The organism is Mycolicibacterium grossiae (assembly GCF_008329645.1).
GTDB lineage: Bacteria > Actinomycetota > Actinomycetes > Mycobacteriales > Mycobacteriaceae > Mycobacterium > Mycobacterium grossiae.
In genome coordinates this window covers 234,517-248,601 of the sequence record NZ_CP043474.1, presented here as the reverse complement: position 1 = coordinate 248,601, position 14,085 = coordinate 234,517, and the positions used below count along the sequence as shown (strand labels likewise).

12 protein-coding genes and 2 pseudogenes are annotated in these 14,085 nt (G+C 59.6%); 8 read left to right on the top strand and 6 right to left on the bottom strand.

Annotated features, from left to right (window positions below; all coding sequences use genetic code 11):
• Positions 1–78: 78 nt before the first annotated feature.
• Positions 79–456: a helix-turn-helix domain-containing protein gene (locus FZ046_RS01265; protein ID WP_125939722.1), complete on the top strand. Its 378-nt coding sequence runs from the start codon at positions 79–81 to the stop codon at positions 454–456.
• A gap of 1,532 nt (positions 457–1,988) precedes the next feature.
• Positions 1,989–2,075: pseudogene (locus tag FZ046_RS27750) on the top strand (hypothetical protein); the annotation flags it as partial.
• 146 nt (positions 2,076–2,221) lie between these two features.
• On the opposite strand, the gene FZ046_RS01260 reads toward FZ046_RS27750, so the two are convergent.
• The 5 genes from FZ046_RS01260 to FZ046_RS01230 all read right to left on the bottom strand — a co-directional run bounded on the left by FZ046_RS01260 (position 2,222) and on the right by FZ046_RS01230 (position 6,279).
• Positions 2,222–2,467 carry a DUF3892 domain-containing protein gene (locus tag FZ046_RS01260; protein WP_211372281.1) on the bottom strand — a complete coding sequence of 82 codons (246 nt, stop codon included), beginning with the start codon at positions 2,465–2,467 and terminating at the stop codon, positions 2,222–2,224.
• 594 nt (positions 2,468–3,061) lie between these two features.
• On the bottom strand, positions 3,062–3,538 hold the full coding sequence (locus FZ046_RS01255; protein ID WP_211372261.1) for a hypothetical protein: 477 nt from the start codon (positions 3,536–3,538) through the stop codon (positions 3,062–3,064).
• Positions 3,539–3,701: 163 nt separating this feature from the next.
• Positions 3,702–4,840, bottom strand: a protein-coding gene (locus FZ046_RS01250) for an IS3 family transposase (protein WP_095762103.1) whose coding sequence is annotated in 2 segments (ribosomal slippage) — positions 3,702–4,570 and positions 4,570–4,840 — 1,140 coding nt in all. Because the reading frame shifts where the segments join, the coding sequence is not laid out codon by codon here.
• Positions 4,841–5,186: 346 nt separating this feature from the next.
• The gene (locus FZ046_RS01235; protein ID WP_083298255.1) at positions 5,187–5,702 is read right to left on the bottom strand and encodes an SLATT domain-containing protein; all 516 of its coding nucleotides are present in this window, start codon (positions 5,700–5,702) and stop codon (positions 5,187–5,189) included.
• A 250-nt stretch (positions 5,703–5,952) separates the two neighbouring features.
• Positions 5,953–6,279 carry a MarR family transcriptional regulator gene (locus FZ046_RS01230; protein WP_125939723.1) on the bottom strand — a complete coding sequence of 109 codons (327 nt, stop codon included), beginning with the start codon at positions 6,277–6,279 and terminating at the stop codon, positions 5,953–5,955.
• A 268-nt stretch (positions 6,280–6,547) separates the two neighbouring features.
• Here FZ046_RS01230 and FZ046_RS01225 point away from each other — a divergent pair, with 268 nt between their 5' ends.
• Positions 6,548–7,033 carry a hypothetical protein gene (locus tag FZ046_RS01225; protein WP_125939724.1) on the top strand — a complete coding sequence of 162 codons (486 nt, stop codon included), beginning with the start codon at positions 6,548–6,550 and terminating at the stop codon, positions 7,031–7,033.
• A gap of 1,130 nt (positions 7,034–8,163) precedes the next feature.
• On the top strand, positions 8,164–8,487 hold the full coding sequence (locus FZ046_RS01220; RefSeq protein ID WP_125939725.1) for a hypothetical protein: 324 nt from the start codon (positions 8,164–8,166) through the stop codon (positions 8,485–8,487).
• Between the two features lie 154 nt (positions 8,488–8,641).
• Here FZ046_RS01220 and FZ046_RS01215 read toward each other — a convergent pair whose 3' ends face one another.
• Positions 8,642–9,613 carry an IS481 family transposase gene (locus FZ046_RS01215; RefSeq protein WP_070356453.1) on the bottom strand — a complete coding sequence of 324 codons (972 nt, stop codon included), beginning with the start codon at positions 9,611–9,613 and terminating at the stop codon, positions 8,642–8,644.
• Positions 9,614–9,869: 256 nt separating this feature from the next.
• Between FZ046_RS01215 and FZ046_RS27600 the strand changes: the two are divergent.
• The 4 genes and pseudogenes from FZ046_RS27600 to FZ046_RS01195 form a co-directional block, all read left to right on the top strand.
• A pseudogene (locus FZ046_RS27600) lies at positions 9,870–10,076 on the top strand (hypothetical protein); the annotation flags it as partial.
• 153 nt (positions 10,077–10,229) lie between these two features.
• Positions 10,230–11,465, top strand: a complete 1,236-nt coding sequence (locus tag FZ046_RS01205) for an IS256 family transposase (RefSeq protein WP_070356446.1) — start codon at positions 10,230–10,232, stop codon at positions 11,463–11,465.
• 233 nt (positions 11,466–11,698) lie between these two features.
• Entirely contained in the window at positions 11,699–12,418 is a 720-nt protein-coding gene (locus tag FZ046_RS01200) for a hypothetical protein (RefSeq protein WP_125939874.1), read from the top strand.
• Positions 12,419–12,642: 224 nt separating this feature from the next.
• Complete coding sequence (locus FZ046_RS01195) at positions 12,643–14,022, top strand: hypothetical protein (RefSeq protein WP_125939873.1); 1,380 nt, start codon at positions 12,643–12,645, stop codon at positions 14,020–14,022.
• The last annotated feature ends 63 nt before the right edge of the window (positions 14,023–14,085 follow it).

The window sequence follows — 14,085 nt, the reverse complement described above, 5'->3', positions numbered from 1 at the left end:
ACTGTGGTGCTCCTACGCGAAGCGCTTTCAAGTCGTGACCCAGCGTTCGCGAAACTGGTTCGGCATGGCATCTCAGCTATGCCGGACGTCGCGTTGCCACAGATGATCAGTGGTCATGTGCAGTCATATCGTATGAACCGCAAACTTTCGGACAGTGATTTGAAAGCTGTCATTGAGCTGTATGAGGCCGGCGAATCGATGCCGAAACTGGCTGAGAAGTTTGAATGCCATCGCCAAACCATCGCGCGGCAGCTGAGGAAGGCGGGCGTCGAGCTACGTGAGCAGCAGATCCGCACGCTTGAGTTCAACGCTCGCGCCCTAGAACTGTACGAGCGGGGTAACTCCCTCGACCAGGTCGCGGAGATGCTCAGCGTCCAAGCCAGCACCGTCAACCGCGCCGTGCGTGCGGCCGGCGGCACGCTCCGGCCGCAGCGGCGTCGAGTGAGTGGCGGGTGAGGACGTCAGGCTGCTTCGTCCTCTTCCGCGCGACGCTTTTCTTGGTCCATCGCGGTGTAAAGCAGTGCCTTGGCGAGCATGCGCAGATCAATCTCTGGCCGCACGATGGGACGAACTGAAACACGGCCGCCACCCGGAACCGCAGCGGAGGTGGCTTGATGTGTCGGCATCAAGCCGCGCGCCGGCTCATTCGTAGTGTTCGAATAGATTCGAACTCGCGCTCTGCCTGGGTGCATACATCGGGTGCCTGCCTTCTCAGCTCTATCCATTGATTCGCAAAGAACTCACACTCTTGCTTGGTGTGGTCCCGCGAGTATGCGCCTCCGAGGAAATAGCCAGCACACGTTTCCGGCCACGGCTGTGGCGAACTCAGTGGTATGAGTCGAGAAAAAGCTAGAATTGCGGTTTGTGGGTAGCCATACAGAACGCCCTTTTCCATGGCAGTAAGCTGACGCGTTCGGAAATCGATGTACTGTGCGAGCAAAGAATTACCCGATACAAGCATGAACCCGCTCGGGGCGGCTGTGCAGTGGAGGCCGAGCCGCTTGAGTAACTGACGCTTCGTCGATGTATTGGTTACATCGCAGACCAATTGCTGCTGGATCGCTAGTCGTGCTAGATGCACCTTCTCCCCAACCGTGAACTCAGTTGTAGATGCGAGTGTCTTGAACCACTGCCTATCGACAGCGACCCATTCTGATGGTTCGGGAGTGAATTGTTCTGAATCCGACGGTGCCATCAACACTTACTATGGGGAAGATGTCATCGTAAATCAACATCGAAATTGAAGCACACGCTAGGTCGAGCGACTCTTTAGTTAGTTGAGTGGTGATCTAACCAACTTTTCCGCAGTTGTTCGCACGGTCGTAACAATGTCGGCCGCTCTTGCAGTCTGGACACACACAGCGACAGGTTCCGAGCGCTTGTGCTGACAGCGGCCGAAGTGTCAAGGTCGTGGGCATAATGCAGTCCTTTCAATTGTAAGAACCGGAACGTAGCACGACGACAATCGCGGCTCATGGTCATCCGATGAACTTTAGGACCACGCGTGGGTAGGCCAAGCCGCCTGGTCCTCGGATCTCAGTTTGGCACAGCGCGGGGCCATGTGTCGGAAGAAGACCTCACGGCGCCACCGCGCTGATCGCGGGTGAGGCCGCGGTCCGACTCGGTACGCGAGGCGCGCCCGTCGGAGCGGTACCACCCTCGCTCGCCTTCGACCCCACGACTCCCTCAACGCGCGGACACCGTTCGGGATCAACTGGCAACTCGGAGGATGATCGGCAAGACAGGCCTGGCCGACCGGAACGCCTCGCCCGTTACAAAAGGGAGCCGGGTACTGCAACTAGAGAAGGTATGGAGTGACGACGCTGCTGCCCAAACAGAAGTCGTCGCGTGGATCCCCGTCAGCACAGCGTCACGCGAATAGCTAGTACGTGCGAGATTTGGTCGCGTTATCGTCGGCAGCTTCGGCGAGGGGCAGATTGCCGGACGGCTTCGACATTGTGTCGATGTTGCTGTCGATAGTCACCCTGGCGGCGCCGACGCACGACGTCCGCAACTCACGCAAGTGCGCCGTCGTGATGCTGGTGATTGACGTCTCGCAGTCAATGCGGGCCACGACGTCGCGCTTAAGTCCATCTAGCCAGACAGGCCCCGGAACGACAGGGCAATCACCGGCTCACAGCGGGGATACAGCGTTACGCTCGACGTCAGATCCAGCACTAATCACTGGTCACATGGCGACTACCCGGCAGCCAGTTCCCGATCAAAAGGTGGGAAGTGAGAGCAAGTTGTCGTCCCATTCGCCATTTGCGTAGGTCCGCAAGTATGGGGGCGACGCATCGACCACTCCAACTCGCACACGCGAGTGCGGACCCTGTACGAATGCGGCGCCGCCTCCGCTGATCCACTCGACCATGATCTCTCGGGAGCTTTGGCCGACCTCACCGTCTTGCTCGCCCACCCACTTAACGTCTGTGATGTGTTGATTCGACCAGCCGCCGGGGGACATGCGGCGATGCGTGACTCGAACGGACATGTGAAACCCCTCCTACAGCGCCTTTGCGCCACACTGCGGTTCTACCACTGCTCGCCGACAAGTCCGCGGGTGACGTAAAGCTTCGACAAGCGGTCAGGACTGTGTCGCTGCCTCAGTCAAGAACCGATTCGCGAGAGGATTGATTCCTCACAGTATGTCGTCCGGACATCTGAGTGAATGGAAGCACGGACTACGGGGTTTGCAATCGGTTCGAGCGGCGTCAACCGCTACCTTCTTCGGACGGAATGAGATTGTGCTCGCCATTCACGGAGCCGCGTCACTTACGTTCAACTAATAGGGAAGTTCGAGTCCGTCGCCTATAGTTTGAACGGGCCGAGCGTACGCCGGGTCCGCGGCCCAAGATGATACACAAGATGATTACCCAGTCGGTTGAGCTGGACGACGGAGATCGACCTCTCGAGGAAATCGGCCGGCTCCTGTGTTTCGAGGCCCGTACAACTTGCAAGGGCCTAAAGCGGGCGGTGTCACCTTTGTCTACGCGTGGCCGATAGGTGGTGGCTTGACCGCCGATTCAAAGTTGTGCTGATCGAGTGCGGCGCAGAACATTCAACGAAGGGGAAAATTGCCACCGAACAGAAGATCGAGATAGTAGAAAGCCGTAGCGGCGTCGTTATCTTGTTCTGCGTTCAAAGCTTTGCGTGCGCGGACAGCTGCAGTGTTCAACTTTGAGAGCGCTTCCGTGCGAGTGCTATCGCTCGACGTCGAGCCGAACCGGCCGGATGCACCCTTCGGATCATTCATGTCAGCAAGCTGGTGTCGGTTCAGCTTCTCGAGCAGCTGGCAAACGTCCCACACATGAATGTACGTTTCTTGTGTCTTGACGTGTTGGGCCGCTCTCATCTCAAGGTAGAACGACGATATCGGAACGTCGCAGTAGTACTTCCATGCTTTGATTAGGCGGGTGAGATCTTTCGCGTCGCCCTTATGAGGTTTCGCATTGCATTCATTGACGTAAGCAAGATGTTCTCTCGGCGCAGCGTCGATCCACCCTCCATTCACAACCGGCGATGGGATGTCGTACACCAGTACGTTTTCACCGCCTCGTGCTGTGATGAACCCGGGGATTACCTCCCAAGTCTCATATCCACCACCGAATAGAACCTGAACGGCTGGGCGACGGATGCGCACTGTCGTATGTGGAAATCGCTTTCCGAGAGTGAGGGGGACCCGTTTGGTGGTCCAGTCGCTATGCGACTTGGGGTTGGTGGGTCGTGGTCCACTGTAGAGCGAACTCCGCTGGGGTAAGTTCGCCGTGGGCGGAGTGGGGTCGGTTGGCGTTGTAATCGCAGCGCCAGTCCTCGATGATCACCCGGGCCTCCAGAAGCGAGTCGAAGCGCCACGAGTTGAGCAGTTCATCACGCAGGCGGCCGTTGAAGGATTCGATCCAGGCGTTCTGCCACGGCGAGCCGGGATCAATGAAAAGGGAACCGGCACTGTTGAATCGGCACCAATCGCTCACGGCGTGGGCCACGAACTCGGGCCCGTTGTCGAAGCGCACGTAGTGCGGCGCCCCGTGGGTGAGGGCCAGGCGATCCAAGACGTCGACGACGCCGTCGGCGTTGATGGCGCGGTCGACCTCAATCGCGAGTGCTTCGCGGGTGAACTCGTCGATGACGTTGAGCATCTTGAGGATGCGGCCATCGGCGGTCGTGTCGAACTGGAAGTCCATCGCCCAGATCACGTTCGGGCGGATCGGTGACATCGCACCCACGGCGACACCGATGCCGGTCAGCCGCTTCTTGCGGCGGCGCTGTGGGACCCGCAAGCCCTCTTCACGCCACAGCCGGCGGATGCGCTTGTTGTTGGCTTTCCAGCCGGCCTTGCGGGCCATCTTGGCTGCCCGTCGCCACCCCCAGCGAGGTCGATCGGTGGAGAACCGGCGCAACCAAGCCCGCAGCTCGGCCTCCTCGGTGGCGATCGGCGCCGGCGTCAGGCGCATCGTGGAGCGGTGCAGACCCACGACCGTGCAGGCGCGGCGTTCAGACACCCCGAACCGCTCGCGCAGCACCGTGACGGCGCTGCGCTTGCGGTTCGGGGTCAGAAGTTTCCCGCCGAGATCTCCTTGAGCATGTCGATGTCGAGGGCCTGGTTGGCGACCATCTTCTTGAGCCGGGCGTTCTCGGCTTCGAGTTCTTTGAGACGCTTGGCGTCGTTGGCCTTCATGCCGCCGTACTGGGCAAGCCAGCGATGCCACGTCGACTCCGCGATCTCTAGGTGTCGGCACACCTCGCTCAGTTCCTGGCCCGCTGCAAGGAGCTTGTTGCCCTCGGCGAGCTTGCGGATGATCTGGTCCGGGGTGTGCCGCCGGCGCTTGTTCGATGCCATGTCGTTGTTGATTCTTCCTTGCCCGCAGACCGGGCAACAGAGTCGCACAACGACTGGACCACTACGAAGGGCTCACCTCAAGAGCGTCTTTCACCCATGTGAGCGCCGTGTAGGAGGAAATTGGCTTCGTCCCGCCGAGGCTTACAAGCACGTCGATATCACTTCGATGGCGGACACCGGTGCCGTGCGTGAATGAGCCAGTCTCGAAGAAGGTGCTTACGTTCAGACGAGACTCCAATGCTCCTTCAACGCTCAAGCGGTGGCTCGCGCCGGTATCGCGTTGAGCCTGTGTTGGTACCAGACGTCGAAGAAACTCTTCAAATCCTTGGTCAACTGTCCGTGCCACTTACTGCACTCTCGAATCTGCTTCGTACGACTGTCGGCCCTTGGTGAAGTTGCGAGTCGCGCGCCAATAGGCATACCGTCCGGGCGGATCAGCAGTCCTATTCACTTCGTCGCGTCGCACTGTAAGCTCGCTTAATTTGTCGCGCGCCTCGTCTCGGCTGGACGTCGCTAAGTCGACGAGTAGCAACTGGCGGGCGGCTGTTTGTATCTCGAGGCAGGCATTGGCTGCAGCTTGTGCTTGCGCAACCCGTCTGGAGGGGTTCAAGGTGGTCACCGCAGCTCCAAAACCAGCAGCGAGCAGTGCGAGGATGGCGGGAACGGTTGCGGCTTCTGGATGCGTTAATCCGGTGCCGCCGGAAATCGCAGCGAGCACCGCCGCAGGGACACCGAGCAGCATGTTCATCGCACGCCACAACTTCAGCTGCTCGAACTGAATTTGCGCACTCCAGGCGACACTCTCATGTATGCGACTAATCTCCTTCGCCAGAGCCTCAGTGTCGGCCGAGAACGTCGGCATTGGAAGTAACGGGGGAGGCGGTTGGGCGGATTTTTTTACCATATTGCATTTGGCTCCAGATTTGTTGCATGTGTACTTTTTTACTATAGCATTCAGGGTGATGTTTATCGATGAATAACCGGCATGCCTAAGACCCAGATTTGAGGTGACGGGTGACCCTTTGGCGCGCAACTTCCGCACTCAAGCTGATGGCGCGTTTTTGAGCGCGAAGGGGTGCTGTTCGACATCGGCGCGATCGCGGCATGCTCGGTCATATCTCGGCCTGCCAATATGTGGGATGTGACTGCCATAGGCTCCCGGCAAGTTCGCGCGCGTACTCCCAACCCGAGCTTCTCGCGCGCTTGAAGCACTTGTGGCGCCCCTTGTCCCTCAACTCGAACGTCAGCAGGCCAAGATCGACAAGACGATCCCAAGGCGTCTGGACGTTGCTCGGGCTGAGGCCTAATTCAGCGGCAACGGCCTTCTGATGGACGACACCTTCGGCATCTGCAACGAGAAGCATCACTTCGAGTTGATAATCCTGCCCAAAGGCGACACGCGACCGTCTGCGGAGCGCCGCCGCGTCGGTCGTTGACACAGTGCCACAATACGGAATACTCGTTATATGGATCTCGGATTCGCAGGTTCCATGCAAACGGGAGGGCTGTCGGCGGGCGTGTCGTGGCTGCCTGCCGGTCCTCTGCTGTCAGAATCGAAAGTTTGCAAAACTTCAGCGTCCAGAGAAAGATGTCTGGCGGCGGACATAGTTGAGACCCCCCGCGTAGCAGCGAGGAGCGTCAGCCAACCGCCTCTGAACAGGCAATATGGGCTTCGGCCGCAGGAGGCTCTGCTACAATGAGTAGTAGATGGAACGCGATGACGCACTCCACCCTGGCGGCGACGCCGTGACCGCCTCGGTCCTCCGAGGCAATTTTGGTGGCCGTCGTGTCGACCGCCAGATCCTCGTATCTTCCAGTTCAGCACCGCATGCAGCCGCGCTGGAGAATCTCTGCGTTACCGACGAAACTCGACGCAGATTGCTCCGTTCTCGCATCTTCGGCTCCATCGCCGTGGCCGGCGCGGAGGGCGTCACCCTCCACCGCGGAATCTTGCGAATTGTGAGTGACCACCTCCTCGGGCGCAACCCGATGGCGGCCACGGATGGCGAGCGGATCTTCGTCGAGTTCGCTCTCGAAAGCGCCGCTCGCGACAACGCCGTCGTCGTCCGTCGCTTCGCCGAGGGCGTCGCCGGCCTGATGGGTGCCGACGCGGTTGTAGAAAAAGCGCAAGTCATGCAGTTCGACACCAGCGATATCGATCATCTTCTACTGCCGGAGCATCGAAGCGAATAACACTTCACCTGCCGTCCGCATCGCCTTGTGAGCATATCCAGGTTGCCAACTGCTCGGGTATCCTTGACTCCCAGGAGGCTCCTATGGACGCAGGGTATGACGACCTCGCTGTTAGCGAAGCATGTTCAGAGATCTTGCGCTGCTGGCGCGGACTTCCCGAAGCTTTCCAAGCTTCAATGTTGCGAGACCTCGGGATCGACGCGCTCAGTCTTCTTGCGTTGATGACGTGTGGTCATGACCGGCTTTCGAGTGCAGTCATGGCCATCCGTCGGCACAATGCTGGTCGACCCATCGACGAGATGTCTCACATCACCATCCGTAGGGGAAGCAAACCGCGCCGTCAGCAGAGCGACTTGGGACCGTACTACTGGGGCACTATGGGATGGTCTCCTGACTGCGAAGGCTAACTGGACGGCTCGGTGCGGGGCTGCATCACCAGCGACGGTCCGTCAAGACGGTCGACGGGCTCTCGTCGGCCACCGGGACACTGCCATGCAGATCGATGGCGAGGACCGCCAGTCCTCGATACCGCCTCGCTGGTCGTCGAAGTCAACTGACTTGTCCAGAAGGTGACGGGTCGACTCGGCCCGCGCTGTGACGCGCGCGGCGCCAGATGAAAGCCGCCAGCGCCATTGCGCCTGCATCGCGCAAGTGCTTGGTTCGGCTTAAACACTCGGCGGGCCGTCCTCCGACGGCACTTTAGAGAAATTTCGAGCAGTGGCTCCGCAAAGTGAATTGCAGGATCGGCACGAAGATGCGGGTGCCGGTCGGCTTCTGTAGCTCGGCTTCTGTCTCCAGTGATCGATCGAGACGAAATCGCTGCGGCGCTCGCCTCCATCGCTACCTGGCCCGTGCAGCTCGCAGGCGGTCAGCGACGGTCTGAGCTGCCGAAAATCGGATTGCTGACTCTGGTGCGTTCCCGAGGCTTCGAGGAGGTACCCTCCAGTCAGTCGCGCGGAGTCGTTGGTCGCTAGTGGCGTCAGCCCGTCTCTACCGGCGAGGCGCAGCTGGCGAAGCCGGAGGTTGAGTAGCATGCGTATGTGGAGAGTTACACTGTTGTAGTTTCTACGGCACTCGATCGGCCGGCGATGCGATACTATTTAGATAGCAAAACTAAATAGGAGCTTCGCATGGAGGCTTGGACTGGCAACCAGCGGGTAACGCACGACATAGAAGGCAAGACAAGAGCAGGGAGCGGTTTGATCATGAATTCGGCTGGTTTGTTGCACCGTGCGGAGATGCTTGCGGAAGCGGCAGACCTCCCGGACCTGTTCGACGCAATTGCAAAGAGCGAAAACAAGACGCTGCCGATGTCATCGGCTATAGAGGTGCTTCTTCACGGTGGGGACTACACCGAAGAACAAGCGCTTGTTTGTATAGATGAGGCTATAGACGACGGCTACTTCGTACTAAACGAGCGATTCGAACTCGTTCCAACTACCAAAATCGCCTAAGCGCGAAAGTCGGATGCCTTGCAGCCTTTTGAGCGTCGCTCGAGCAATGAGACGACTGATGGCTCAGCCCGACTGCCAACGCGGCGCGACAGGGACCGTATCCTTTATTCGGATTCTTTTCGACGGCTAGGTGTCGTGACCTGAGACGTTGTTGTCAGGCGGCGAGCCGGCTGATGGGTGGTTTTCCGCCGAGGGCGGAGTGGCCGCGTCGAGTGTTGTATAGGCGGAGGAATCGGTCAAGTGCTCGTGTGCGCAGGCTGTTGGATGTCCAGGCTCGGGCGTAGGCCCATTCGTTGAGCAGAGTTCGGTTGAAGCGTTCTGCTTTGCCGTTGGTCCAGGGGCAGCCGGGCTTGGTGAACCGACGTTTGAGCTGCCAGGCCGTGCATACCCAACCCCAGTTGGTGCCCTGCCGGTAGACCAGGGCGTTGTCGGTCAGCAGCCGTCGCACGCGTACGCCGTGGGCGGCGAACCAAGCCATCGCGCGGTGCAGGAATCCTGCGCAGGTGAGGTCCTTTTCGTCGGACAGGACTTCGGTGTAGGCCAGTCGGCTGTAGTCGTCGATGGCAGTGTGGACGTAGTCGTAGCCGATGCGGGTCTTCTTGTGGCGGTTGGCCACTGAGACCGCAGCGTCACGTCCGTGCAGACGCCATCCGCCGCCGGCGGGGATGCGTCCGAGCTTTTTGACATCGATGTGGACCAGCGAACCCGGGGTGCGGTGTTCGTAGCGGTTGGGGCTGCGACGAGACGAGCGCACTGGCTCGCCGGTGATCGGGTCGAGCGCTGCCAGGTGGGGCACCTGGTGGCGGGCCAGGATCCGTCCGACCGTCGATGGGTTCAGGCCGAGCTCGGCAGCCAGCACGACAGCACCGCGCTTGCGGCGGCGCCGGGCAGCGAGCACTTCGTGCTCCACTTTGGCGCTGGTGCGCGCCGGGGTCCTGATCGGTCGCGAGGACCGGTCCGACAGGGCCGCATCGCCGCCTTCGTCGTAGCGGCGCAGCCACTTGTAGACCGTCGCACGAGAGATACCCAGCTGTTCAGCGACGTGAGCGGGTGGCCAGCCAGCGGCGACACGCTCGACGATCAGGCGACGAGCGAACACGTTGGTACGGGCGTTAGCGTGGGACACGAGGACCTCCTACGGGTGAATGCCAGACACATCCACTCCGTCAGGAGGTCCTCCCAATTTCAAGCAGGCACGCCGTCAACAACCTGCCGGGTCACGACAGCGAGGCGGCGTCACTCAGGTCGCCTTGGGCGATCCAGCGTTACAGCTACATAATCGGCTTACGCACTCGTTGAAAGTTGAACAAGTCGGCGCGGCGATTCACTAAGTCTTATCCTCCCGCGACGAGACGCTCGCTGAGAAGGTGAGTGTCCATGAGGTCGAGGCCGCATGCCTGGGCCATGACATCGGCCATCCGCCCTTCGGGCATGCCGGCGAGATGGAGCTACAAGAGCTACTCGTCTGTGAGAAGCATCAGACACTCGTCCGCCCCTTACGCGATCGATTGAAGGATCCCTGCGATAAGTGTCTCTTGGAGGACGGTTTCGAGGGCAATGCGCAGTCTTTTCGAATTCTGGCAATATTGGCAGTTCATCGAGATTCGGGGTTGCGTCCACCAAGGTGGTGTACGAGTCGGACCTGATCAGCGGTACCGGCGTGTCGTAGCCGAATGATTGAAGGTCATCGCGTGATTCTTCGAGAGACCGACCAAAGTTTCTCGAGCAAAGGAACCGACGCGATGACCACTGCCCACAATATCGACCTGCCCACCGTGCTGGCCGAACGACTCACCACCGCCCATCCCGACGTGCTGCGCGAGCTGCTCGCCACATTCATCCACACCCTGATGGGCGCTGAGGCCGACGCCCTGTGCGGCGCCGGATACGGCGAACGCAGCACCGAGCGCACCAACTCCCGCAACGGCTACCGGCACCGCCAATTCGACACCCGCGCAGGCTCATTGGATCTCGCGATCCCGAAGCTGCGCCACGGCTCCTACTTCCCGGACTGGCTGCTGGAACGCCGCAAACGCGCCGAACGGGCTCTGACCACGGTAGTCGCGACCTGCTACCTGCTGGGGGTCTCGACGCGGCGGATGGACAAGCTGGTGGAGACCCTGGGGATCACGTCGCTGTCGAAGTCCCAGGTCAGCGTGATGGCTAAGGAACTCGACGCCGCCGTCGAAGCCTTCCGCACCCGGCCCTTGGACGCCGGCCCGTACACGTTCGTGGCCGCCGACGCCCTGGTGCTCAAGGTCCGCGAGGGCGGGCGGGTGGTCAACGTGCACGCCCTGATCGCGGTCGGGGTCAACGCCGAGGGCCATCGCGAAATCCTGGGTATTGACGTCAGTACCGCCGAGGACGGAGCGGGCTGGTTGACGTTCTGGCGGTCGCTGACCGCCCGCGGCCTGTCCGGGGTCAAATTGGTCACCAGCGACGCCCATGCCGGGCTGGTAGCGGCCATTGGGGCGACGCTGCCCGGGGCGGCCTGGCAGCGGTGCAGAACGCATTACACGACCAACCTGATGGCCGTCACTCCCAAGTCGTCGTGGCCGTGGGTCCGGACATTGTTGCATTCGGTGTTCGATCAACCAGACGCTGAATCGGTTGCTGCGCAATATGATCGGATCATCGAGGCCCTCGCGGACAAGCTCCCCAAGGTCGCCGACCACCTGGAAGAAGCCCGGGCGGACCTGCTGGCGTTCACTGCGTTTCCCAAGCAGATCTGGCGCCAGATCTGGAGCAACAACCCCCAGGAACGCCTCAACAAGGAGATCCGCCGACGCACCGACGTCGTCGGCATCTTCCCCGACCGAAACGCTCTGATCCGCCTCGTCGGCGCCGTCCTGGCCGAACAACACGACGAATGGGCAGAATCGCGGCGCTACCTCGGCCTCGACGTCCTCAGCAAATCACGCACCGTCAACGACACACCGACAGAACAGGAGGCCACCCCAGCGGCACTGACCGCCTGACCCAACTACCTCGAAGAATCACACGACGACGTCGTACACCACGTCCCTGGACTTGACCAGATTCGGAGGACCGCCCGCTCGGCCTGGACCTGACGCGGGCAACGCTCGCCGCCGTCTCGAAGTATCCCTGGACGAGGGGCGCAGCGGGCAGAAAAGCCAAAAAGTGGGGGGCGTATGATTGCGACGCGTCCATCCTCACATGGGTCTTTGGTTCCGACGACCAGGATCAAAACGTGGCATCGGCGATTATGGACTGGGCCGACGACATATCCTACGCTGTGCACGATCTTGAGGACTTTTACCGGACTGGCCACGTGCCACTCGAGAATTACGCGAGGGTTACCCCCACCGTTTCGAACGATCGGTATGAGGAGTTTCTGGAATACGTGGAATCTCCGGATGCGCTAGGTGCGCTGTCGGCGGATTGTAAGGCGGCACTGCCAAATTACTTCACATACCTGCCTCGTAGTCGGTACTTAGGGCGGCCAGAGGACTTGAGCGCGCTCGACAGGATGCGAAATCGTTACTTGGAGGCGTTTATCTCGGCAACACGCCTGGTGGAAGGCAGAATCAAACCTGACGACTTGCCTCAACAAGTCAATGCCGTGATGAAGCAATTTGTTTGGTACCACGTCATAGACGAGCCTCGATTGAGCGCAATTCAGCGGGGCCAGCGACGCGTTTTGCGGGATATTTTCGAAGATCTCCTCCCGATGGTCGAGTCCATCTACAAGATCGGTCTGGCGACTGAGCCGTCGGAGCGCGAAAAACGTACGTTGCCGTATGCCCTCACGCGGGCTATCAGCTTCGCCTTTCGGCAAGACTCGCACTACACCGAGCGTCAGTGCGTTGTACGAGGACTCATTGATTTCTTGTCAGGACTGTCCGACGCCGAAGCCTATACTCTACATTCCGTTCTGAAGGGACGAGAAGGCGACGGATTCATCCACTAACGCGAACGCCCCTTCGCTGAAGGGTCCGGACCGGAGCACGCCCTTCTGACGCGGACGGCCGCGACCGTCGTGGCGGTCGTCCTGGTGATGACCGTCGTAATAGAGGCGAGGGCTCAACGCGCGTCGGCGCAACGCTTGTAGCCTGCTGCACGCCGCCTTGCCCTCGCGGCTTCATGAGGCGAAAGAGTTGTTACACCCAGACGCGTCGAATGATCGGATCTTGATTGTTGAAGACGGACAATGACTTGGCTCCGGCTTGGCAAGCTAGTCAGACACAGATAGAGACACTTCTTCAATACCTGGTTTCGCCTATCAAGTTTGTCCATCGCGTGGACGAATCGTTCGATGACGCTGATGACGAGTTGCAGCGCAACATTGAAGTAGACATTCGACCTCAACTGTCCGGCGACGAAGATTTCCTCTTCGTCGCCGTGGATCCACGTAAAGGAATCGACTTCCGTGTAGATGCTAGTTCGCTCGATGGCCGGACGAAATATCAGCAGTTGACCCACGAAGAACACCTCGCAATTTCGGTCAAGCTCATCATCACGCGGTTCCATGCTCTCCTTCGAAGTGCCTGGCGCCCTGAGTCGAGGCGTCCTTCTGGCAGCGTTGTACCCGAACAGCTTGAACTCCCAATTGCTGAGACCGCAGAGGTGTTGGCGAGGTTGCGTCGGCTTCCCAGCCAGCAGTCGATCGACGAAGCAAAGCGAGAAGTCAATGACCTCTTCGACGCTTCCGGTAAATTGCGAGTACTTGCCGACTGGAATGTAGACCACGATCAGACCGTCAGTCTGTACAATCTGTGTCAGTTGCTAGCTGAACGCTGGCTGACGATAGTGCGAGTGCCAACTCCCGATGCTGGAAACGCAATGCGGTTTAGGTACTCCTATTGTTCGCCATACGAAGAGCGATTACCAAGTATTCGCGCGAGGTTGCGGAAGTCGATGGGTGGGGCACCGTTCGAATTCAAGATACACGCTCCGCTCGCTAAACGTTCACGTCACTATAACGCAACAATGACAGCGCCAACTGGTATGAGATTCAAAGAGAGCGTCCTGGTAACCGACACGTGGTCGGCGAGGGATACGGACGCCTCGCACCGGACCTGGGGCGCTACTAAACGCGATTCTCTGGAGAGGAGGATGACTCGCTTACCTGAGGATCGGTACCGCAAAACCGAAACGACGACTCAACGCGCGCAATTTTTCCTCGAAGACGGTTACCACGAACGCAACCGACTGTATATTTACACTTTTCTGTACGAGACTCCGCCGGGAACACTGCTGTACGGCGCCGCGGCCACGACCATGCAAGCGATCTTCGTTACCATGGCCGTTGTACTTCGTGGCGTTCCGCCAAGATCCACTTCGGCAGTACACGGCGCCGATTGTGGCGGTGCTGTCAATCGTGGCCAGCATTGTCACAATAATTTATCCATTGATGGATATCAAAAACCCAGCTGTGGCGCCTCGGCTCATTGCTCTTTTAGGTACGGTCGCGACCCTATTTTTCGTATTCTGGTTGGCTTCGAGTCCGAACAGGCCTTATCCGCTTCGGCCAGATACGACAGCCGACGTCGGACAAATATTGAAGAACATTAGGATTGGTCTGTCGATACAAGCGTTCCTGACCGTCGCCGCCGTATATCTGTGGTACCGCCTAGC

Bases quoted from the DNA above. Each gene is read 5' to 3' on its own strand.
- FZ046_RS01265 (WP_125939722.1), top strand. From the start codon at position 79: ATGCCGGACGTCGCGTTGCCACAGATGATCAGTGGTCATGTGCAGTCA.
- FZ046_RS01260 (WP_211372281.1), bottom strand. From the start codon at position 2,467: ATGTCCCCCGGCGGCTGGTCGAATCAACACATCACAGACGTTAAGTGG.
- FZ046_RS01235 (WP_083298255.1), bottom strand. From the start codon at position 5,702: ATGCCGACGTTCTCGGCCGACACTGAGGCTCTGGCGAAGGAGATTAGT.
- FZ046_RS01225 (WP_125939724.1), top strand. From the start codon at position 6,548: ATGGAACGCGATGACGCACTCCACCCTGGCGGCGACGCCGTGACCGCC.
- FZ046_RS01220 (WP_125939725.1), top strand. From the start codon at position 8,164: ATGGAGGCTTGGACTGGCAACCAGCGGGTAACGCACGACATAGAAGGC.
- FZ046_RS01205 (WP_070356446.1), top strand. From the start codon at position 10,230: ATGACCACTGCCCACAATATCGACCTGCCCACCGTGCTGGCCGAACGA.